The sequence below is a fragment of the uncultured Serinicoccus sp. genome (assembly GCF_947500995.1).
In the GTDB taxonomy this organism is placed as follows: Bacteria; Actinomycetota; Actinomycetes; order Actinomycetales; family Dermatophilaceae; genus Ornithinicoccus.
Map to the genome: position 1 here is coordinate 86905 of NZ_CANMUA010000010.1, position 21984 is coordinate 108888.

Below are 21984 nucleotides of genomic sequence, written 5' to 3' on the forward strand. Positions count from 1 at the left end.
GCCCCGGCCCGGCACGACGCACCCGAGAGCCCGAGGGAGAGCTGTCCACCCCATGAGCACCGATCCGGTCCCGTCGTGGCTCGCCTGGCAGCTGGGGCACGGTCCCGCCGGGGACGACCCGGCAGCGCTCTTCCACCTGGCTCTCCGGCACCGCTCCCCGGACGCCCTCGAGGTGCTCGCCGGCCGGGCCAGCACGGGGCGGCACACGGCGTCGACGCTGCTCGCGGCCGTCCTCGGGGACAGCGTGCCGAGGGTATGCCTGCGCGCGACCCCGCAACGCCGGGCGCTCGCGGGGGTCGCCTTCGTGTGGGCGGGTCTGCTGCGCTCCCAGGAGGAGCTGCTGGCCGCGGCCCTGGTGGTGGAGACCCTGTGGCGGGGTGAGGGCCTGTCGTGGGTCTCCCCGCAGCTACGGATGACCGCGCTGCAGACGCTCTACCTCGCCGGTCGCCACGAGCAGCTGAAGCAGCTGCTGGCGGACGCCGAGGGTCTGCACCCCGACGCCGACCTCTATCTCCGGGTGGACCTGGCGAACCCGCACGGGGCGAGCACCGTGGCCCTGCCGGAGGCCGGGTGGGAGCGGTTGCTGGGCACCCGCTTCGCCGAGCGGGGTCTCGCCGCGCCGCGGCTGCGCCCGGTCGGTGGGGACGACGCGGTCGACGTCGGCGGGCCACCCAGCCCCTTCGACCGGCTCGGGGCGCCCGGCCCGGTGCCGGGCTCGGCCACCGCCGGCGAGCTGGTCACCGTCATCATGCCCAGCTGGCGCCCGGACACCGGGCTGCTGACCGCGGTGCGCTCCATCACCGAGCAGACCTACCCCGAGCTGGAGATCGTCGTGGTCGACGACTGCTCGGGACCCGACTACGCGGAGGTGTATGCGCGGGCGGCGGCGCTCGACCCCCGGGTCCGGGTCCTGACGATGGAGCGCAACGGAGGCTCCTACCTCGGCCGGGCCGCCGCGATCGAGGCCTCGCGGGGCAGCCTCATCACCTTCCAGGACGCCGACGACTGGTCGCACCCGAGCCGCATCGAGCACCAGGTGCAGGCCCTGGTCGAGGCGGGTCCGCAGGCCCCGATGAGCCGCAGCCTCGCGGTCCGGGCCAAGGACGACCTGACCCACCAGTGGCTGGGCTACCGGGCGGTGCGCGAGAACGCCTCCTCCCTGCTGCTGCGCCGCAGCATCCTGGAGCGGACCGGCGGGTTCCTGCCGGTGCGCAAGGGAGCCGACTCCGAGTTCGCCGAGCGGGTGGCCCGGCTGCACGGCCAGATCGTCGACGTGGAGCTGCCGCTGGCGGTGACCCGGTTGCGGGCCGGCTCGCTCTCCCGGGGCGACTTCACCTTCTCCTGGGCCGCCCCCGAGCGTCGCGCCTTCCGCTCCAGCTTCATGGCCTGGCACCGCCGGCTCAGCAGGCGCCGGCGGGACGAGGGCGAGGTCACCGTCGACGACGCCACCCTCGGCGCGCTGCCCTTCCCCGTCCCCCGCGGCTGGACGCGCGGGCTCCCCGTCGGCGCGCTCGTCCCGGACCGGCTGGCCACGGCATACCTCGGCTCCTTCTCGGCGCCCCCCACCAGCCGCGCGAGCGCGTGGCTCCAGCGACGGCTGCGGACCGACCCGCCCGGGCCCCTGGTCGGCCTGTGGCACCAGGAGGGCCACGCCGCCGCGGGGGTGCGCCGCGCCGAGCTGGACCGGGGCCTCGACGACGCCCTGCTGGACGGCCGGGCCTGGCTGCTCTCCCGGACCGACGACATCACCGTGGACCGGCTCGTCGTCCTCGACCTCTCGGTCCTGGCCCTGCTGGCCGGGCAGGGAGTGCGCGTGCAGGCCGGTGCGGTGGAAGTCTGGCTCGGCACCGAGAGCGTGCGGCCGGGGGCCTCCGGCCTCCCGGAGGACCTCCTGGGAGCCGGTGACGTGCTGCGCTCCTGGTGGGGGGTCCGGCCCCGCTGGGTCGTGGCGCCGTGGCTGGACGACGACGAGGAGGCCGGGCTGCGCCGGGCGCTGCCCGGGCTCGACCTGCACGCGCACGGGTCCTCGCCGCGGGACGGGGGCCACCCACCCGCACCGGGTCCCCCCGCGGGGCCCCGGTCGGCGCACGTCGCCCGGACGGCGACGACGGAGGTCCGCGGTGCCGGCTGACCCCGCGGCCGGGCAGGGCGACCGGCCGGCGGTCCTGGTCCTGGTCGGTGGCGACCCCGACGAGCATGCCGCGCTGGTCCGGGACCTCGAGGTCCTGCTCCCCTCGCTCACCATCCTGCAGACCGGGCCCGGTGCGGGACCGGTGCCCGGCCGGACCGTCCTGCGGGCCGGGCACGGGCGGCCCCGGTGGCAGCGGGCGCCGCTGCGGGTGACCGGGAGGCTGCTGCCCGCCGGCCCGCGGGCGGCCCTGGCCGCGCGGCTGGACCCGCGGCTCCTCCCGGCCGTGCGCTCGGCGGACCTCGTCCTGGTCTTCGGCCCCGGCGCGAAGGCGGTCGCCGCCCGCACCCGGGCCCTGGCCCCGACCACCCGCGTCGCCGTCGGGGCGGCGCCGGTGCGGACGGCCGCCGCCCAGGTCGCTCTGGGGTGGCTCCCGGCAGGCCCCCCGCGGCGCCGCGCGAGCCTGCCGCAGGACGAGCTCGACGCCCTGTGCGCGGCCGTGCGCCTGCTCCGTGGGGACGGCTCCCCGACGCCCGAGGTCCGTGAGCGCGCCCGACTGGTGCCCTGGACCACCCTCGACGACCCCCAGCGGCAGGTCCTCGTCGAGGCCCTCGTCCCGCTGCTCGGGGCCGACGACGTCGTCCTGCGCGCCTGGGCGGTCCTCGGGGGGAGCGGCACCGGTGCCCGGCACGCCGCCGCCTCCGGCGGTGCTCGGGGTCACCTGCGGCGGGTGGGCACGGACCCGCGCGAGGCCGTCGAGGCGGCCACCGACCTGCTCGCCGCGGCCGACGGCGTGCTGGAGGCCGAGCCCGGCACCGCCGCGCGCTGGGCGGCCCTCGCGCTGCGTCTGCTGCCCCCCGGAGGAGCCCTCTCGGCACGCGACCTGCTGCAGGGCAGCCGGACGGGCCGGGCGCTCACCGACCCCGTCCGTGCCCGGCCGCAGACCGCCGTAAGGGCAGCCGCGGCGGGCGCGGCAGGTGCCGACGCCGCACCGGAGCCGAGCTCGCACCACCGGGTCCTGGTCCTGCCGAAGGAGGGCTCGGGCCCGCCGCTGCGCACGGCCCTGCGGGTCTCCCCGGTGGTGGACCTCACCCTGCTCGGCGGTGGCGACGGCGCCGTCCCCTCCTCGCTGCGCGGGGACGGCGTCCCCGACGCCCTCGTGGAGGCCCGGCTGCGGGCCGGCCTCGGCACGCCGGGTCCGGCATACCCCTCCTTCACCGCGGCGGTGCAGGACGGTCGGCCCGACGTCGTCCTCGTCGACGGCGCCGACCAGCGCGCCGTCCTGGCCTCGCTCGTCGCCCCCGTCAGCGCCCGCCTCCTGGTCCTGCTGCGCCCGGAGGACCTCGACGCCCCGTGGCTGCCGCTGCTGGAGACCGGACGGGTGGAGCGCCTGCTCGTCGAGGACGACGCGTCCGGTGACCTGGTCCGCGGGCTGGCGCCGGGAGCGGTCGTCGAGGTGGTGCCCGGGCTCGGCTCGCTGCGCTCGGAGGGATCGCCCGAGGACGCCGCCACGGTCTTGCGCGAGGCCGTCCTGGGCGACGTCGGGCGGCTGGCGGACCGGACGAGGGCCGGCGAGCACGAGGACGCCATGGCCCTCGTCCACGAGCTGCTCGACCGTCCCGACGGCGCGGTCGGACCCGCCGTGCTGCAGCAGGCGGCCCTCACGGCGACCAAGGCCGGGGAGCCCGGCGCCCGGCTGGCCGTCCTGCGTCGCTGGGCCGCGACCGACGACCGGCCCCTGGTCGCGACGCTCGTCCGCGAGCAGGAGGGCCGGCTGCGCGAGTTCGACCCAAACTGGTGGCCCGGCGACCTCGCACCCCGCCCGGTCGACCCGGTCCCCGGCCGGGTCCTGCACGTGCTCAAGGCCTCCCTCCCGCAGCGCACCAGCGGGTATGCCGTGCGCTCGTTCTACCTCCTGCGCGAGCGCCGGCGCTCCGGCGAGGACGTGCTGGCCGCCACCGCCCTGGACTTCCCGGACGAGCCGGCGCCGCCGGTGCAGGACGTGGGCGGCGTCCCCCACCTGCGGCTCACCCGCACGGACGTACCGGACCGGGAGGCGCCCGACCAGCACCTCGACGCCTTCGCCCGTCGCCTGCTCGACGTCGTCACCGAGCACCGGCCGGCCGTCCTGCACGCCCACTCCGGGCACCGCGGCTACGAGCTCGCGCTGGTCGCGCTCGCCGTCGGCCGCGCCACCGGCATACCGGTCGTCTACGAGGTCCGCGGCCTCTTCGAGGCGGTGTGGACCTCCGACGTCGGGCGGGCGACCCGCAGCGAGCTCTACCGGCTGCGGCGCGAGCTGGAGACCCGGGTCCTCACCGAGGCCGATGCGGTGGTGACGTTGAGCGAGTCCATGCGCGAGGACATCGTGCAGCGGCCCCCGACCCGGGCCGGCCGCAGGCCGGACCCGGCGCGGGTCGTGGTCGTCCCCAACGGGGTGGACGCGGAGGCGATCGGGCCGCGCGCCCCGCGGGCCGACCTGCGCGAGCGGCTCGCGCTCGGCGAGGGCCTGGTCGTCGGCTACGTGAGCAACCTGGACCACCCGCGGGAGGGCCAGGAGACGCTGGTCGAGGCGGTGTCGGTGCTGCGCGGCCGGGGACTCGCCGTGAGCGCGCTGCTCGTCGGGGGTGGCGAGCGACAGGAGGCCCTGGAGCGGCTGGCCGCCGAGCGCGGGGTCGCCGAGCACGTGGTCCTCACCGGGCAGGTCCCGCACGAGGAGGTCGGCGACTACTACGCCCTCCTCGACGTCTTCGTCGTCCCCCGGATCGACGAGCGGGCGGCGCGGCTGGTGACCCCGCTCAAGCCCTACGAGGCCATGTCCATGGGCCTGCCGCTGGTGGTCTCGGCGCTCCCCGCCCTGCTGGAGGTCGTCGGCGGAGGCGAGCGCGGGGCGACCTTCCCGCCGGGCGACGCCGAGGCGCTCGCCGACGTGCTCGCCGAGCTCCTGCACGACCCTGCCCGCCGGGCGGAGATGGCCCGGTCCGCCCGGGCGTGGGTGCGCGAGCACCGGACCTGGTCCGCGATCGCGACCCGCTACGACGAGGTCTACGAGATCGCCACCAGGGCGCGGCCGCCCTCAGCGGGGCGCGTCGGCCAGCCGGTCCATGGCGTCGACGAAGGCGCGTGAGTGCACGGCCCAGTCCAGCTCCCGGGCGGCGAGGGCGTGCCCCTGGCGACCCAGGACCGCGGCGGCCGCGGGGTCCTCCACCCAGCCGAGCAGCGTCCGCACGGTCTGCTCCACGTCGTGGAAGGGCACGACGACCCCCGCGGCGCTGCGCTCGACGAGGTCGACGGCCCGCGGCAACGGCGTCGTGACGACGGGGACCGCGTGGGCGATGTACTCGACGACCTTGGTCGGCATGCTCGGGCGGAAGTTGGCGACGTCGTGCAGCAGCGACAGCCCGGCGAGGGCCCCGTCGAGGCGGGCCAGCGCCTCGCGCGCCGGCAGGAACCCCGTCCACTCCAGGTGCCCCTGCTCCCGGGCCTCCTCGAGCTCGGCGGTGACGGCGGCGCCGTGCGCCGGCCCGACGACCTCGAGCACCGCCCGTCCGCCGGTGCGGCGGTGCAGCTGCTCCCCCACCGCGACGAGCTCGGCGACGCCGCGTTCGCGGGCCAGGCTGCCGAGGTAGACGACGCGCAGGCGCCCCTGCTCGTCCGGGGTCCCGGCCGGGGGCGGGTCGGCCGGCACCGGGGTGGTGTTGGGGACGACGAGGTGCTCGCGGGCGAACCGGTCGGCATACTCCTCGTCGGCCAGGATGAGGACCATCCGCCGCTCCGCGCTGCGCTCGAGCGCGGAGGCCACCGAGGACAGCGGGGCGCGCAACCGGTCGGGCACCCAGGAGCGCAGGGCGACGACGGCCCTCGTGTCCTCGTGCACGTCCCACACCGTCACCGGGAGCGCGATGCCGAGGGTGGCCGGGACCAGCTCGGGGTCGTGCAGCAGCACCACGTCGTGGCGGGGCCCGAGCTCGCGCAGCACCCGGCGGGCGTCCCGCTGGGCGGCGAGCCGGCGCCGACCGGTGGACCGGGTGACGTCCACGGTGCGCAGCCCCGGCACGTCCGTCGGGCGCTCGACGCCGTGCCCCTCGAAGGGCGCGGCGAAGGTCACCTCCCAGCCGGCCTCCAGCAGGCTGGCGACCTGGCGGTGCCGGATGCGCGCGTCGTCCGGGTGGTGGACGACGGTGACGACGAGGATCCGGCGTGGGCTCACCAGTTCCCCTCCGGCTCCCACCTGCGCAGCAGCTCACGGGCCGCCTCGGGGCCCTGCTCGCTCATGACCCGCTCGATCTGCTCGTAGCGTTCCTTCCACACCTGGCGGTGCCGGCCGTACTTGCGGCCGTAGAGGCCGTTGACGACCGAGGGACGCCCGTCGCCGAGCAGCCGCCCGTCGTCCATCCACAGCACCCGCGTGCACAGCTGGTTGATCCGCTTGCGGCTGTGGGCCACGATGAAGACCGTCCCGGCCTGCTCGCGGATCTCCTCGATGCGCTCGGTGGCCCGGGCCCGGAAGTGCTCGTCGCCGGTGGCGAGCGCCTCGTCGACGATGAGGATGTCGGGGACCACGGCCGTGGAGATCGCGAACCGCAGCCGGGCCGCCATACCGCTGGAGTAGCTGCTCATCGGCAGGTCGATGAAGTCGCCGATGTCGGCGAAGTCGATGATGTCGTCCATCCGACGGCGGACCTGCGCCGGCGTGAGGCCGAGGGCCTGGGCGCCGATCCAGATGTTGTCGCGGCCGCTGAGCTTCTTCTGCAGGACGGCGTTGACGCCGAGCAGGGCGGCGCGGCCCCCGAGCCAGATGGTGCCGCTGCTCGGCGGCACCAGGCCGGCGACCGAGCGGAGCAGCGTCGACTTGCCCGACCCGTTGCGGCCGATGATGCCGATCGACTCCCCGCGGTAGGCGACGAACGAGACGTCCTTGACCGCGTGCACCTCCTGCACCCCCAGGCCGGCCTGCCCGCCCCGGCTGAGCAGGCGGCGCACGGCCCCCTCCTCGTCAGTCTCCTCCGGGCGCTTGGGGCTGCCGTAGATGCGGTAGCGGATGTCGACGTGCGACACGATGACCGAGGGGACCCGCTCGTCCTCCGTGGTGGGCGTCGCGGCGGTGCGCCCGCCGGCGTCCTCAGGCCCGGCCATACGTCCCCTCCCCCCGCCAGAAGACGATGAAGCCGCTCACGAAGAGGACGACCGCCCAGCCGGCTGCCACGACCCAGGTCTGCCAGCGCAGCTCGAAGCCCTGCAGCAGGGTCTCCCGGACCAGGGTGAGGCTCACGGCCACGGGTTGGTACTCCAGCAGCAGGCCCACCCACCGCGGGGCGTCGTCGATGCTGGCGAACCGCACCTGGATGGAGAAGAACACCCCGGAGACGTAGCGCAGCAACCGGGTGATGAGGGGCACGATGTTGGCGAGGTCGCGGACGTTGTGCACCGCGCGGGAGATGAGCATGGAGATGCCCAGCCCCATGACGACGACGATGAGCAGCGCGACCGGGAAGAGCAGCCACTCCCAGGTGACCGGCTCCTTGGTGATGAGGGCGATGAGCACCAGGACGAGGAAGGCCGGGATGTTGTTGACGAACTCGGAGATGACCTTGACGACGGGCAGCAGCACCCGGGGGAAGGCCAGCGAGCGCATCATCCCGACGTTGCCGAGCAGCGAGCGCGCCCCGGAGGTGAGGGTCGCCGAGATGAAGGAGAAGGTGAACAGGCCGACGGTGAGGAAGGCGACGAAGTTGTCGACGTCGCGGTCCAGGCCGAGCAGGACGCCGAAGATGAGGTAGTAGGCCACCCCGAGCAGGATCGGGTTGATGACCGACCAGAGGATGCCGAGGTAGTTGTCGCGGTGCTGGCTGACGACCTCGCCCTTGGCGAGGGACCACATGAGGTGGCGGTAGCGCCAGATCTCCCGGACGTAGCCACCCAGCGAGGGCCGCACCGCGACCTGCGTCATGCCGTGCCGGCGCGCCAGCTCGGCGGCCTCGGCGTAGGGCAGGACGGAGGGTTGGTGGCGCGGCTCGGGCCCGAGGTCGGCGCTCACAGCCGGACGACCTTCTCCCCTCCGGTGGCGGCCCCGCGGGTGTCGAAGAAGGTGCGGGAGGCGTCGGCCAGCGCGTCCACGTCGTAGCCGCGGTGGTTCTGCACGAGGATCGTCAGGTCGGCCCGGCCCGCCGCGTCGGCGGCGTCCTGCACCCGCTCCGCCTCCGGGACGGCGTGCCAGTCCTGCACGTGCGGGTCGTGGAAGAGCACCCGCGCGCCCTTGGCGGCCAGCTGCCGGGCCAGCGGGACCGCCGGGCTCTCGCGCTGGTCGGCGATGTTGGGCTTGTACGTCACCCCGAGCAGCAGGACGCTCGAGCCGTTGAGCGCCTTGCCCTCGGTGTTGAGGATGTCCTGGGCGCGGGAGACGACGTAGGCCGGCATACCGGCGTTGATCTCCTGCGCCAGCTCGACGAACCGGAACGGGTAGCCCAGGCGGGCACGCACGTTGTGCGACAGGTAGTTCGGGTCGATCGGGATGCAGTGGCCGCCCACCCCGGGGCCGGGGTAGAACGCCTGGAACCCGAACGGCTTGGAGCTGGCCGCGTCGATGACGTCCCACAGGTCGATCCCGAGCTGGTGGCAGAACCGGGTCATCTCGTTGACCAGGGCGATGTTGATGTGCCGGTAGGTGTTCTCCAGCAGCTTGGCCGTCTCGGCCTCACGGGTCCCCTTGGTCCGCACCACCGTGTCCACGAAGGTGCCGTAGAACGCGGCCGCCGCGTCGCTGCACGCCGGGGTGTGCCCGCCCACCACCTTGGGGGTGTTCTTGGCCCCGAAGCTGGTGTTGCCCGGGTCGATGCGCTCCGGGGAGAACGCGAGGTGGAAGTCCTGACCGGCCACCAGTCCGCCCGCCTCCAGCGCCGGGCGGACCACCTCGTCGGTGGTGCCCGGGTAGGTCGTCGACTCCAGCACGACCAGCATCCCCGGACGCAGGTTGCGGGCCACCGCCGCGACCGCCGACTCCACCGCCCGCAGGTCCGGGCCGCCGTCCGGGGACAGCGGCGTCGGCACGCAGATCACCGCGGTGGAGGCCTCGGCGATCCGCGCCTCGTCCGTCGTCGCCTCGAAGCCCCCCTCGCGCATCTGCGCGATGTCGGCGTCGGCCAGGTCGTCCACGTGCGAACGCCCCGCGTTGAGGTCGTCCACCACGCCCTGGTGGATGTCGAAACCCAGGACCCTCATCCCGGCGCGGGTCGCCTCCTGCGCCAGGGGGAGGCCCACATAGCCCAGGCCGATGATGACAGCGTCGACAGCCACGGTGGCCAGTCTCCTTCACGACAAGAGGGTGGGTCGGGGGCGCCCGCCGGGCGCGTCCCGAGCATAACGCCCTGTGCCATGATCGCCGGTATGTCCTCGGTGCTCCTGCTGTCCAGCAACGGCGCGGGGATGGGGCACCTGACGCGGCTGCTGGCGTACGCGCGCCGGATGCCGCCGGAGGTCCGCCGGCACGTGGTGTCGCTGTCGCAGGCGGTGCCGGTCGTGCAGGCCGAGGGCCTCCCCTGGGAGTACCTCGCCTCCCAGGGCGCCTCCGGGCTGCGGCCGGCGGCGTGGCGGCGCCTCTTCGCCGAGCAGGTCGGCGAGATCCTGCACCGGGTCGACCCCGACGTGCTCGTCTTCGACGGCACCCACCCCTACTCCGGGCTGGACGAGGCCCTCGCCGGCCACCCCCGGACCCGCGCCGTGTGGTCGCGGCGGGGGATGTGGCGCGCGGGCCGCAACAGCGACCAGCTGGAGAAGGCGGCCTGGTTCGACGCGGTGGTCGAGCCCGGCGACCTGTCGGCCGCCGCGGACCGCGGGGCGACGGCCACGGTGCCCGACGAGGCGGTCCGACGGGTCCCTCCGGTCACCCTCGTCGACGCCGGCCAGGCGCACGAGCGGGCTGCCTCGCGCGCGGCCCTCGGTCTGCCCGCGGAGGGCACCCTCGCGCTGGTCTCGCTGGGGGCCGGCAACATCAACGACACCGACGACGAGGTGGGGGCGGCCGCGGCGGCGCTGACGGCGCGGGGGGTCGGCGTCTGCGTCACCGCCCCCGCGATCGCCGAGCGCGCGTATGCCGGTGACGTCCACCTCGTGCGGCACTTCCCGCTGTCCGAGCACTACCGGGCCTTCGACCTCGTCGTCGCGGCGGCCGGCTACAACTCCTTCCACGAGTCCCTGCGGCTCGGGGTGCCGACCCTGCTCGTCCCCAACACGCACACCTCGCTGGACGACCAGGAGGCCCGGGCGCGCGAGGCCGCCCGGCAGGGCTGGGCCCTCGTCGCCCCCACCCTCACGGGTGGCGCGGCCGGGCCCCTCGTCGACGAGCTGCTGGCGCGCGGCGGGGAGCTCGCTACGGCTGCGCTGGACGCCGACCCGGGCAACGGGGCCCAGGCCGCCGCCGACCACATCCTGGCCGTGGCGGGAGCGGCATGACCCCGACCCCCGCCCAGCGACGCCGCCAGCAGACGCTCGCCCGGTGGAGCCGCCGGCTGCCCGGCTACCGCCTGGCCCTGGAGGAGGTCCTCCCCCGCGTGCGCCGCAGCGCGACCCTGTCCGACCTGGCGTGGCGCGTCTTCGCCCCGCGCCACGGCGCCGGCCAGGTCGACGTGCCGATGCGGGCCGGGCGCGCCGTCGGCGGCGCCGACGTCTCCCGGCTGCCGGTGGTGGGGGTCCTGGCGACCGGGCTGGACGAGGCCGCCACGGAGCGGCTGATCGACGAGGTGTGCGGCCTGCAGCGCGAGCTGCTCTCCTTCCGGCCGCTCTTCGTGCTCGACCTCCCCGTGTTCGGCGCCGCCCGCCGGCACGACGTCCCGGTGGAGCTGGTGGTGCCGCGCGCGGTCTTCGCCCGCGGCGCGCACGGCGACCCGGACGGGTGGGAGGACCACGTGGCCCGGCGGGTGGCCGGCATCGTCGACCACTACCAGCTGTGGCACCTCGCCCGCGCCGACGAGCGGGGGCTGGACCCGGCGGACGAGCGGCTCCTGCGCGTGCTGGGCGAGCGGCTGCCGGGCGAGCTGCAGGTGCACGCCGCGGACGAGGGGCAGGGGGCCGGGTGACCGGGCGCCCGCTCGTGCTGCACGTCACGGGCGCCCGTCCCAACTTCCCCAAGGCGGCGCCGGTCCTCCAGGCGCTCCGTGCCCACGACGTGGAGCAGCTGCTCGTGCACACCGGGCAGCACTACGACGACCGGATGAGCCAGGTCTTCTTCACCGAGCTCGGGCTGCCCCGGCCGGACGTCGACCTGGGCATCGGCTCCGGCACCCACGCGGGGCAGACGGCGGCGGCCATGGTCGGTCTCGAGGAGGTCATGACCACGCGGCGCCCGGCCCTGGTGGTCGTCTACGGCGACGTCAACTCCACCGTGGCGGCGGCGCTCGTGGCCGCCAAGCTGCACCTCCCGGTCGCGCACGTCGAGGCCGGGCTGCGCTCCTTCGACCGGACGATGCCCGAGGAGGTCAACCGGGTGGTCACCGACCGGCTCAGCGACCTGCTGCTGGTGACCTGCGCCGACGCGGCCGACAACCTGCGCGCCGAGGGGGTCGACCCGGCCACCGTGCACCTGGTGGGCAACCCGATGATCGACACCCTCCTGCGGCACCGGGGCCGTCTGGACCAGGCCCGGGCACGCAGCGAGGTGGGGCTGGCCGAGGAGGGCGACTACGTCGTGGCCACCCTGCACCGCCCGGGCAACGTCGACGACCGGGAGCACGCCCGGCGGGCGGTGGCCACGCTGCACCAGGTGGCCGACCACTGCCCGGTGGTGCTGCCGATGCACCCGCGCAGCCGTCCGCGGCTGCTCGACGTCGGGCTGCTCGACCACCCGGGGATCCGGCCGGCCGACCCGCTGGGCTACCTCGGTTTCCTCTCCCTCGTGCAGGGCGCCTCCGTCGTGGTGACCGACTCCGGGGGCGTCCAGGAGGAGACCACCGTCCTCGGGGTGCCCTGCCTCACCCTGCGGCCCAACACCGAGCGCCCGGTGACCATCACCCACGGCACCAACGCCCTGACCACCCACGCCGAGCTCCCCGCGGCGGTGGCGAGCCGCCTGGCCGCGGGGCGGCCCCCCGCGGGGAGCACTCCGGTGCCACCGCTCTGGGACGGCCACGCCGGTCCGCGGATCGCCGCCGTGCTGGCCGGGTCGCTGGGGGCGACCTGAGTGGAGGTGGACGAGGCGGCGGTGCTGCTGGGCGCGCACCCGCACGGCTACCTCCTGCTCGTGGGGGACGCGCAGGGCGGGGCGCCGGCCGACTGCCGGGGATGGCGGCAGCTCCCCGGCCTCCTGCCCGGCAGCACCCTGCACCTGCAGCCGCGCACCGTCGTCGGCCACGCCAGGGGGCCCTTGGACGACCGTGACGTGGTCCTCCTGGGGCACCCGGTGGACGTCGCCGCCGGGATCACCGACCCCACGGCCATCGCGAGCCGGCTCGCCACGACCTGGGCCCGGTCGGGGACGGACGCGATGGTCCGGGAGGCGGCCGACCTGGGGGGACGCTGGACCCTGCTGGCCGGCCGCCGGCCGCCGCCCGGCGCGGGCACCGGCGTGGCCGAGGCCCGTCCGCCCGCGGCCGCCCACCGCGAGGTGGAGCTCCTGGTCGTCCCCGACACCCACGCCAGCCAACCGGTCCACGTGGGCCGCGTCGCCCGCCGCGCCGCCGTCGCGAGCGCGCCCGCTCTCGTCGCCGCTGCCCTCGGCCTCGACGAGGACGAGCGCGCGCTGGATCTCCTCGACCTGCTGCGCGAGCGCAGGTCCGGCCGGGTCACCTACCTGCCGGGGCTGCGCACGGCATACCTCGGGGTGGAGGCGCTCGTCCCCAACTCGCTGCTGCGCCTGAGCCTCGACGCGGACGGCCTCGAGGTCGAGCAGCGACGATTCTGGCCCTTCCGTCCCCGGGTGGCGACCGAGGACGTGGACGCGGTGTATGCCGCGTTCCGGGAGCGGATCACCGCCCACACGGCGCTCCTCGCGGGTCTGGGACGACCCACGGTCAGCCTCACCGGCGGCCTGGACAGCCGGGTGACCGCCGCCGTGGCCGCGCCCGCCCTGCGGGGCGCCGGCGGGTTCGCCTTCACCTACCTCAACCCGCGGGACGCCGCCCGTGCCCCGGCCGCCGTCGAGGACGTGACCGTGGCGCGGGAGGTGGCCCGGGCGCTCGGCCTGCCGCACCGCGTCCTGCGCTGGCGACAGCCTCCGGCCCACGGGACCTTCGACGTCCTGCACCGTCGCACGTACGCCCCCCTGCTGCCCTCGCGGGGCGCGGCGCACGCCATGTGGGCCGACCTGCCCACCGACCTCGTGCAGCTGCAGAGCAACGGCGGGGAGACCGGGACGACCTTCCTCCGGCACCGACCCGAGCACGTCCTCACGCCACGACGGCTCACCGAGCTCTACCTCGGCAGCGGCGCCGACGTCGGCGACGACCTCGTCGAGGAGCTCTACGGCGGCTACCTCGACCGGGTGCCGATGGACGCGGACGCGCTGCTGGGCTTCGACGACTACGACGTCCTCTACTGGGAGCAGCGGATGGGGCGGTGGGGGTGGCACAAGTTCGTGGACGGGGACTTCGGGCACCGCATCCTGCTGCCCTTCAACGACCGCGTCCTGCTGGAGACCATGCTGTCGCTGCCCTACCCGCTGCGCCACGACCGTCTGCTCCTCGAGCGGCTCGTCGCCGAGGCCGGGGTGCGGCGTGTCCCGGGGGGCGCCCAGTCCACCGTCGCCCGCCCGAGCCGCACGCGAGACACCCGTGGCCCGGGCGCCTCGCGGCTCCGCAGGGGCGCGGGGCGGCTGCGCCGGGCGGTGCGACGTCGGGTCGGGGGCCCGCCGCGGCCCGGGACCCACGGGGGGTCGGTGGTCACCGCACGGACGGACCGGTCCACCGCCTCCCGCGACTCCGCGCCCCGCGCGGGCGCACGCTCCTTCGCCGTGCTGCCGCCCGGGTCGGCCGGGCGGCCCCCCGAGGGCCTGCGCCGGCACCCGTTGCCGGACGGCGGGCTGAGCCTGTGGGCCCACCCGGGCCTGCCCCGCGCCGTCACCGGCGACGCCTCGGCCTGGGTCCTCGTGCTGGGTGACCCCGTGGACGTCCCCGACGGGCTCGACAGCGCCGCGGAGGTGGCGCACCTGCTGCACCGGCTCCTCGCCGACGGGCCCGGCCTCACCGCCGCGACCGAACGGGCCGCGGCGCTGTGCGGGTCGTGGACCGTGGTCCTGGGCGGGCCGGAGGGTGGTCGGGCCCTCACCGACCCGCTGCCCAGCTGGGACCTGCGGCTCGGCGCGGAGGCCACGGCCCTGGTGGGCGACCCCGCGCTGCTCAGGGCGCTCGGGGCCGGTGAGGGCGTCGCGGTGGGTGGCGACCGGCTGGCGCGCACGACCACCCCGGGCCCGGGGGTGCGGTGGCAGCCGGACCGCCTGCCCGACCTCGGCGCTCTCGCCACCGCGTCGGGCACCGACGGGACGCACCGGCTGGCCGCGCACGCCCGGCTGCTCGACCGACGGGGCCGGCCGGTGCTGGGGCTGGGTGGTGAGGCCGGCCTCCTGCGCCTCCTGCCGCTGCTGACCGGTCCCCGCGAGGGGTCCGGTGCTGCGGGGTCCTGTGCTGCGGGGTCCCCGGTCGAGGCGGTGACGTGGTGGCACCCGGCCAGCACCGACAGCACCCGGGCCATGATCAGCGGTGGGGACCTGGCCTTCCGGGCGGGGATCGACCAGCGGCTGGTCCTGGTCGACGACGCGGACCCGGCCGAGGTGGCCCGTGTCCTGGACCGGGCGCTCGCGGCCGAGGAGGTCCTCTGGCTCGGCCACCGACCGGGCGAGGCCGCGGGCCGGCGGGTGCGCTCCCTGCTCGCGGCGCCGGGGTCGACCCGCCGGGTGGCCCTGCCCTGGAGCGACCGGCTCCTGCCCCTGCTGCCGGGCGCCGCACTAGAGTGAGCGGCGATGGCTGACACGACCGCCGCGCCCGGCCCCGGCGAGGACCTCGACGGCGGCGGGTCCGCACCCGGTCCCGTCGACCCGGCACCGGCGGCGCGCGACCTCGTCGTCTCCTACTGCTTCCCGCCGTTCGTCGACACCTCCGCGATCGTCGCCGCCAAGCGGGTGCGCGAGATGGGCCGGCCGGTCGACGTGCTGCAGAACCGCATGTCGGCCGAGCGCCGGACCGACCGCGGCCTGGCCCGCATCGCCGACCACCTCGTGGTGCGCCGCCAGCAGCTGCCCAGCCCCACCCTGTTCTCCTCGTGGCGCGGGATCACCGGCTTCACCCGACGCGGCGTGCAGCGGGCGCTGGAGTGGGACCGTGAGGGGGAGGGCTACCTCCGGATGTACAGCCGCGCGCACTTCACGGCCAGCCACGTGCTCGCGGCCCGGCTCGCCGTGCTGCGCCCCGGCGTGGAGTGGACGGCGGAGTTCTCCGACCCCCTCTCCCGGGACGTCACCGGCGCGGTCCGGCACGCCCCGGTCCGGGAGGACGCCCTGCTGGACACCCTGCGCGAGGGTATGCGGTCTGCGGGCTTCACCCCGCCGGCCAGCGGGAACTCCTTCGAGTGGGCCGAGCAGCTCGCCTTCGCCCTCGCCGGCACCCTGGTCTTCACCAACGAGCACCAGCGCGAGCTCATGCTCGAGCGGGTCGAGGACGCCGAGCTGGTCGACCGGGTCCGGGAGCGCAGCCGGGTCTCCCCCCACCCGACCCTCCCCGAGGAGTTCTACGCGATGGCCGACCCGGAGTACCCGCTCCCCGGTGACCGGCGGCACATCGGCTACTTCGGCAACTTCTACGCGACCCGGGGCATGGGGAGCGTCCTCGCCGCCCTGGAGGCCCTGCCGCAGCGGCTGCGCGACGAGGTCTGCCTGCACGTGTTCGCCGGGCGGCCCGACGAGGTCGAGCAGGAGGTCCACCGGCGGGGCCTGGAGGACTGCGTGCGCACCGGGCCCTTCCTCGGCTACCTCGAGTTCCTGGCGATGTGCCGGCGGATGGACGTCCTGCTGGTGAGCGACGCCCTCACCCAGGGCCTGCTCGCCACGAACCCGTTCCTGCCGAGCAAGTGGAGCGACTACCGCGGCAGCGGCACCCCGGTGTGGGGGATGGTCGAGCCCGGGTCGGTCCTGGACGCCCAGCCGCTGGACCACCGCTCACCGGTGGACCACACGTCGGCCGCCGTGCAGGTGCTCGCCGACATCGCCCGCTCCTAGGACTGCGACGGCACCCGGCCCGGTCCGCCCGACAGGCCCTGCCGGGGGTGTCTCTGAGGTGAGCCGGGGAGCATCTGAGGTAGCCGGCGGGTGCAGGTCAGGGAGATCGCCCGATGTCCCGGCCTACCTCAGAGGCCGACTCTGGACGTGTCGGACCCACCCGGGTCCTGCTGTCGAGAGAGGACGTCGCATGTTCACCACCACCTTCCTGCAGACCGAGGGTGCCTACCGCCGCGAGCAGCTGCGCCGCGCCTGGGGCGGGCCCGTCCTGCCCCGCCTGCGCCGGCACCGCCGGGCGGCGGCGACGCGGCCGCGGCCCTCGGCCCTCGGTGCCGCACCGGCCCCGTGCACCGAGGCCGTGGTCGGCGCCCGGTGACGGGGCGACCCCCGTCCCCGTCCGCCGGCACCGGGCTGGACCTGTCCGTGCCGCGCGCCATGATGGGGGACGTGAGACCGGAGGAACGCGCCGCCACCCCGTTGCTGGGGCGTCAGCGGGAGCTGTCGGAGCTGGGGACCGCGGTCGGCCTGGGTGAGCGTCCCAGGCCGGCCGCGGTCGTGCTCGGTGGGGACGCCGGGGTGGGCAAGACCCGACTGCTGGGCGAGGTCGGCAGCCGGGCCTCGGAGCAGGGCTGGCGGGTGCTGGTCGGACACTGCCTGGACCTCGGCGACAGCGCTCTCCCCCTGCTGCCGTTCACCGAGATCCTCGGGCGGGTGGACGACGAGGCGCGCGAGATCCTCGCCCCGGTCGTGGCGCACCACCCCGGCCTGGCGCGCCTGCTACCCGCGGTCCGGGCCATGACCGCCCAGCAGCCCGCAGGGCCGACGGACGGGAGGCCGGGTGCCGCACCCCCGTCGGTGCGGGGTCGTGAGGGCCGCGACGGTCGCGACGAGGGCGCGGCGCGGGCCGAGCTCGTCGAGGCGCTGCACGCCGTGCTCGAGGTGCTGGGGGCCGACCGGCCGCTGCTGCTCGTCGTGGAGGACGTCCACTGGGCCGACCGCTCGACCCGCGACCTGCTCTCCGTCCTCCTCGCCCGGGGCTTCACGGCCCCGGTCTCGGTGATCGTCTCCTACCGCGCCGACGACCTGCACCGCCGCCACCCCCTCCGCCGCGCGCTGGCCGAGTGGGGGCGGATGCCGGCCGTGCACCGGATGCACCTGGGCCCGCTGCGCGACGCCGACGTCCGCGCGCTGGTCCACGCGGTCCGGCCCGGGCTGGCCGACCAGCGGGCGGTGGACGAGATCGTGCGACGAGCCGAGGGCAACGCGTTCTTTGCCGAGGAACTGGTCGTGGCCCGCGAGCTCGGTGACGACGCGCTGCCCACGGACCTGGCGGACCTGCTGCTGGTCCGGCTGGACCGTCTGCCCGACGACACCCGGACCGTGGTGCGGGCGGCGGCCTGCGTCGGCCGCCGGGTCCCGCACGTGCTGCTCGCCGAGGTGGTCGCACTCCCCGACGACGAGCTCGACGAGGCGCTGCGAGCAGCCGTCGAGGCCAACATCCTGGTCCCGGTGCCCGACGCCGGCTACGTCTTCCGGCACGCCCTGCTCGGCGAGGCGGTCTACGACGACCTGCTGCCCGGCGAGCGCGCCAGGGTGCACGCCGCCTGCGCCCGCGCCCTCCGCGACGGCCGGGTGCCGGGCACCGCGGCCGAGCTGGCCCGCCACGCCCGCGCCGGGCAGGACCCGGTCACCGCGGTCCGGGCCTCGGTCCAGGCCGGGCAGGACGCCCTCGGCGTCGGCGGCCCCGCCGAGGCGGCGGTGCACCTGCTCGGGGCCCTGGAGCTGCTCGAACCTCCCGAGGTCGCCGCCCAGGCCGAGGTCGACCGCACGACGGTCGTGCTGGAGGCGGTGGAGGCGCTGGTGACCGCGGGCGACGCGCCCAGGGCTGTCGCGCTGCTCCGTCAGGAGGTGGCGGTGGTCGACCCCTCGGCGCTGACGGCACGGGCGGACCTCCTCGTCGCCCTGGCCCAGGCGTCGTTGCTCCTCGACGAGCCCGGGGTGAGCGTCCTCGCCGCGACCGAGGAGTCGCTGGACCTGCTGGGGGAGGAGAGCACCGCCCGTCGGGTGCGGGCCCTCGTCGTGCACGCGCGGGCACTGGCCGACCGGGGGCGGTTCGAGGTGGCGACCCGGGCGGCGACCGCGGCCCACGACCTCGCCGGTGAGCTGGGCCAGGACCGGCTGCAGACCGAGGCTGCCACCGTCCTCGGACGGCTCACGTCGTTCCTGGGTGAGCCGGAGGCTGCGGTGGAGGAGATGGCCAGGGTCATCGACCGGTTGCGCCCCAGCGGGTATGCCGCCGGGCTGGTCCGCGCCCTGCACCAGCTGGGCGGCATCCTCCTCGAGCAGGGCCGCTTCGAGGAGGCCCTCGGCTCCTACCGGGAGGCCGCCGAGCTGACCCGCCAGCACGGTCGGCCCTGGGCGCCGTTCGGCTTCGACGCGCGCCTGCTCGCCGGCATCGCCGCCTACGTGGTCGGCGACTGGCCGGAGGTGGACCGGCTGGCCGACGTCCGGGACGAGTCGCCGCCCGCCCCCCTGGCCGCGCTCCTGGGGGCGTTGGCGCTGCACACCCTCGCCGGTCGGGGAGACCCGTCGGCGCCGCGGGCGCTCGAGGCGCTGCCGCTGTCGACGGTGCACGACGGCTGGGCCGTGGTGCTGGCGACCGGGCCGGCGATCGACATCCTGGGCGACACCGGTGAGGTGTCCCAGGCCGTCACGGCCTACGACCGTGCCGTGGCCACGGTCACGGAGCTGTGGCACGTGTCGAGCTTTGCGGCGCAGGTCAGGTTCGGGGCCCTGCTGCTGGGGCACCTGGCCGGTCGCGCGGTCGCGGCGGTGGGACAGGAGCGGGCTGAGCTGGTGGCCGTCGGCGAGCGCCTGCTGGAGGACGAGCGTGCGGTGGCCCGCAGACGTGCGGAACTGGGCCGCGACGACGGCCCCGAGGGAGCCGCCTGGACCCTGCGCCTGCGGGCCGAGCACCTGCGGCTGCGGTGGCGCGCCGACGCCGCACCTCCCGCCCCCGAGGAGCTGATCGGGGCGTGGGAGGAGGCCCACGACGCCTTCGACCGGCTGGGGCACCGCTTCGAGCGCGCCCGGTCGGCGACCCGGCTGGCCTCCGTCCTGGCCCACGCAGGGCCGGAGCGTGCGCCGCGCGCCCGGGAGCTCCTGGCCGAGGCGCGCCGGGAGGCCGAGAGGCTGGGCGCCCTCCCCCTGCTGGCCGAGATCGGCGCGCTCGACGGACGCACGGCGCCGCCGCCGCCGACCGGCGGGCAGGGCCCGCGGGGACGGCTCGAGGTCGAGCTCACGCCGCGCGAGCGCGAGGTGCTGGCGCTCGTGGCCGCCGGGCGCAGCAACGGCGAGATCGGCCGGCAGCTGTTCATCGCGACCAAGACCGTGAGCGTCCACGTGTCCAACATCCTGGCCAAGCTGGGCGTCAGCAGCCGGACCGAGGCGGCCGCGGTCGCCCGTGAGCGGGGGTTGCTGGGCTGAGGACCTGCTCGGCGGGCCCCCGGCGGCGACCCGACCCGGCCGCCACGCCGGGCCGTCGGCTCACTCCCCCAGGATCACGCCGGCCAGCTCCGTCCGGGTCACCCCGGCGGCGAAGCGCTCCTGCACCACCGCGCGGGCCTGCGCCGAGGCGTCCGACCACGCGGGGTCCTCCGCGAGCGCGACGACCCGGGCCGCCGCCTCCTCGACCGACCCGACCACCCAGTCGTCCGGGAAGAGGCTGCGGGCACCGTCGAGGGGGGCGAAGATCGGCCAGTCCCGGACCACCGGTACGGCGCCGGACGCCGCTCCCTCGACAAGGGCGAGACCGAAGGACTCCCGGCGGCTGGTCGAGAGGACGAAACCGGCCGCCTCCAGGTGCGGCGCCAGGTCACGGGTCCAGCCGACGAAGGACACCGCGCCGCGGACGTCGTCGTCGGCCAGCCGTCGGCGGAAGGCCCGGGCGTAGTCCTGCTGCGAGGCGACCGTGCTCTCCGGGAAGTCGACGCCGACGAGGACCAACCGCCAGCTCGGGTCCTCCCGGCGCAGCAGCGCGAGGACCTCGAGCGCCCACAGCGGGTCCTTGACCCGCTGGGCCCAGCCGACCATGAGCAGCGTCCTGCGGTGCCCCGGCGCCTTGCCGGTCGGGATGCGGGCGGGGTCGAGCACGTTGCCCACCACGCGCACCTGCGTGCCGGCCAGCCGGTCGCCCAGGAGCGCCTCGACGACCCTGCGCAGGTGCTCGCTCACCAGGACCAGCGCGTCCACCCTGGTCCAGTCCAGCAGGTGGATCCACGGGGAGAGCGCGTCCATGCTGTGGATGCGCAGCGTGACCCGCACCCCCGTGGGGGTACTCATCACCGCCGCGACCGAACCGCGGTCGGCCCAGTCGACGAAGAGCGCGTCGGCCGCCTCGAGCTCCTCCAGCAGCTCGTAGTCCGGCACCCAGGCCTGCCCGGCCGCCTGCCGCAGCCGGGCCGCGACGAGCTCCCCGCGGGTGCCGAGCCCGCGCAGCTGCTCCTTCGCCCGCAGGTCCAGGACCCGGACGTCGGCCCGGCGGGTCAGCTCCTCCACCACCGGCGTCGCGAACTGCGGGTAGGACCCGGGCGCGACGACGACCCGGGGTCCGCGGCTCCCGTCCCCGGAGGGGTGCACGGCTCCCGTCCGCGGATGGGGTGGCAGCCGCGGCACCGGCGCGGCCAGCAGCTGCCCCACCCGGGAGGCGCGCCAGCCGGCCAGGAAGGTCTCCGGGTCGGTGACGAGGGGTGAGTCGAGGCCGTCCGCGTGCAGCTCGCGGTGGAAGAGGAGCTGCAGGGCCAGGGTGGTGGCACGGACCACCTCCTCGGAGACGTCGTCGACGCCCTCGCCGAGGGCGTCGTCGGCCCGGGCGAGCACCGACCGGACCGTGTCGTCGAGGTCGGCGGGTGCCTCCCCGGTGCGGGACAGCTCCACGAGCGTGCGCAGGGCGCGGTGCACCGCCGCGTCCGGGCCGTGGGCGGGGTCGTCGTCGAGCCGCTCCGCGAGCCGGGCGGCCAGGGCATACTCCCCGGTGCCGTGCAGCGCCACGACCAGGGGCACGAGGAGGGCCTGCCGCCGAGGAGGTATGCGGCTCCCGCCGGGTGGGAGCTGCGCGAGCACCTCCCGCGCCAGGTCGGCGTCGAGACGGGCCCCGCCGGCGCGGGACCGGCGGTGCAGGGTGGTCCACACCGCCGCCTCGCCCGCCCTGTCGTCGAGATCCTCCAGCCGGAGGAGGGGGGCGGGTGCGGCGCCGGCGCGGTCGAAGAGCCGGTGCGCCTGCGGGCCCACCGGCACCAGCGCGTTCACGCCGCCCAGCGTGCGCCGTGCCCGAGGATCGGCGCGCAGGGCCCGGGCGAGGGGCCCCCCGTCTCGCCACCACGCGGCCGGGCCGGGCCGGCGCAGACGCCCGGCGAGCTCGCGCGGGGTGCGGGGCGGACGGGCGCGCACCGGCACCCGCGCGCGGAAGGAGCGCAACCCGGGCCCGGGCTCGCCCCGGCACCACAGCAGGACCACCTGGTGCCCCTGGTCGGTGAGCGTGCGCAAGCGGTCCGCCGCCGCGTCGAGGTCGCCGGCGTCGAGGGCGACGGCGGCGATCCGCTGCCGGTCGCGCCCGGTGGAGGTCACCCCGGCGGCGTCGTGAGGGCGGTCGGACACGCCCCGA

At 76.4% G+C, this 21984-nt stretch carries 14 protein-coding genes; 9 read left to right on the forward strand and 5 right to left on the reverse strand.

Features of this window, described 5'->3' with window-relative positions; translation table 11 throughout:
* Positions 1–52: 52 nt before the first annotated feature.
* A complete protein-coding gene (locus tag Q0967_RS15475) occupies positions 53–2131 on the forward strand; it encodes a glycosyltransferase family 2 protein (RefSeq protein WP_299450871.1) in 2079 nt (692 codons plus the stop codon).
* Positions 2121–5255 (forward strand): glycosyltransferase family 4 protein, encoded by a 3135-nt coding sequence (locus Q0967_RS15480; protein ID WP_299450874.1) that lies wholly within the window; start codon positions 2121–2123, stop codon positions 5253–5255. Before Q0967_RS15475 ends, Q0967_RS15480 begins: the two co-directional genes overlap by 11 nt.
* Here Q0967_RS15480 and Q0967_RS15485 read toward each other — a convergent pair.
* From Q0967_RS15485 to Q0967_RS15500, 4 genes are read right to left on the reverse strand one after another with little or no spacing between them, the layout of a single operon-like run.
* Complete coding sequence (locus tag Q0967_RS15485; protein ID WP_299450877.1) at positions 5205–6338, reverse strand: glycosyltransferase; 1134 nt, start codon at positions 6336–6338, stop codon at positions 5205–5207. The genes Q0967_RS15480 and Q0967_RS15485 overlap by 51 nt on opposite strands.
* Complete coding sequence (locus Q0967_RS15490) at positions 6335–7264, reverse strand: ABC transporter ATP-binding protein (RefSeq protein ID WP_299450880.1); 930 nt, start codon at positions 7262–7264, stop codon at positions 6335–6337. The genes Q0967_RS15485 and Q0967_RS15490 overlap by 4 nt, the downstream gene beginning before the upstream one ends.
* On the reverse strand, positions 7251–8165 hold the full coding sequence (locus Q0967_RS15495) for an ABC transporter permease (RefSeq protein WP_298752045.1): 915 nt from the start codon (positions 8163–8165) through the stop codon (positions 7251–7253). Before Q0967_RS15495 ends, Q0967_RS15490 begins: the two co-directional genes overlap by 14 nt.
* The gene (locus tag Q0967_RS15500) at positions 8162–9421 is read right to left on the reverse strand and encodes a nucleotide sugar dehydrogenase (protein WP_298752043.1); all 1260 of its coding nucleotides are present in this window, start codon (positions 9419–9421) and stop codon (positions 8162–8164) included. The genes Q0967_RS15495 and Q0967_RS15500 overlap by 4 nt, the downstream gene beginning before the upstream one ends.
* Positions 9422–9511: 90 nt before the next feature.
* Between Q0967_RS15500 and Q0967_RS15505 the strand changes: the two genes are divergently transcribed.
* The 7 genes from Q0967_RS15505 (at position 9512) to Q0967_RS15535 (ending at position 19808) form a co-directional block, all read left to right on the forward strand.
* On the forward strand, positions 9512–10576 hold the full coding sequence (locus Q0967_RS15505) for a glycosyltransferase (RefSeq protein ID WP_298752041.1): 1065 nt from the start codon (positions 9512–9514) through the stop codon (positions 10574–10576).
* Complete coding sequence (locus Q0967_RS15510; RefSeq protein ID WP_298752038.1) at positions 10573–11199, forward strand: hypothetical protein; 627 nt, start codon at positions 10573–10575, stop codon at positions 11197–11199. Before Q0967_RS15505 ends, Q0967_RS15510 begins: the two co-directional genes overlap by 4 nt.
* The gene (gene wecB, locus Q0967_RS15515) at positions 11196–12299 is read left to right on the forward strand and encodes a non-hydrolyzing UDP-N-acetylglucosamine 2-epimerase (protein ID WP_298752036.1); all 1104 of its coding nucleotides are present in this window, start codon (positions 11196–11198) and stop codon (positions 12297–12299) included. Before Q0967_RS15510 ends, wecB begins: the two co-directional genes overlap by 4 nt.
* Positions 12300–15065 (forward strand): hypothetical protein, encoded by a 2766-nt coding sequence (locus tag Q0967_RS15520; RefSeq protein WP_299450885.1) that lies wholly within the window; start codon positions 12300–12302, stop codon positions 15063–15065.
* A 6-nt stretch (positions 15066–15071) separates the two neighbouring features.
* Positions 15072–16322, forward strand: a complete 1251-nt coding sequence (locus Q0967_RS15525) for a hypothetical protein (protein ID WP_298752032.1) — start codon at positions 15072–15074, stop codon at positions 16320–16322.
* 190 nt (positions 16323–16512) lie between these two features.
* Entirely contained in the window at positions 16513–16698 is a 186-nt protein-coding gene (locus Q0967_RS15530; RefSeq protein WP_298752030.1) for a hypothetical protein, read from the forward strand.
* Between the two features lie 71 nt (positions 16699–16769).
* The gene (locus tag Q0967_RS15535; protein WP_298752028.1) at positions 16770–19808 is read left to right on the forward strand and encodes a helix-turn-helix transcriptional regulator; all 3039 of its coding nucleotides are present in this window, start codon (positions 16770–16772) and stop codon (positions 19806–19808) included.
* A 60-nt stretch (positions 19809–19868) separates the two neighbouring features.
* On the opposite strand, the gene Q0967_RS15540 is transcribed toward Q0967_RS15535, so the two are convergent.
* Positions 19869–21977, reverse strand: coding sequence for a glycosyltransferase family 4 protein (locus Q0967_RS15540; RefSeq protein WP_298752026.1), 2109 nt, complete (start codon positions 21975–21977; stop codon positions 19869–19871).
* Between the last annotated feature and the right edge of the window lie 7 nt (positions 21978–21984).

What these genes read in the sequence shown, in the direction of transcription:
- Q0967_RS15525 (WP_298752032.1), top strand. Translation starts at nt 15,072, where the DNA reads ATGGCTGACACGACCGCCGCGCCCGGCCCCGGCGAGGACCTCGACGGC.
- Q0967_RS15530 (WP_298752030.1), top strand. Translation starts at nt 16,513, where the DNA reads ATGTTCACCACCACCTTCCTGCAGACCGAGGGTGCCTACCGCCGCGAG.
- Q0967_RS15490 (WP_299450880.1), bottom strand. Translation starts at nt 7,264, where the DNA reads ATGGCCGGGCCTGAGGACGCCGGCGGGCGCACCGCCGCGACGCCCACC.
- Q0967_RS15510 (WP_298752038.1), top strand. Translation starts at nt 10,573, where the DNA reads ATGACCCCGACCCCCGCCCAGCGACGCCGCCAGCAGACGCTCGCCCGG.
- Q0967_RS15475 (WP_299450871.1), top strand. Translation starts at nt 53, where the DNA reads ATGAGCACCGATCCGGTCCCGTCGTGGCTCGCCTGGCAGCTGGGGCAC.
- Q0967_RS15505 (WP_298752041.1), top strand. Translation starts at nt 9,512, where the DNA reads ATGTCCTCGGTGCTCCTGCTGTCCAGCAACGGCGCGGGGATGGGGCAC.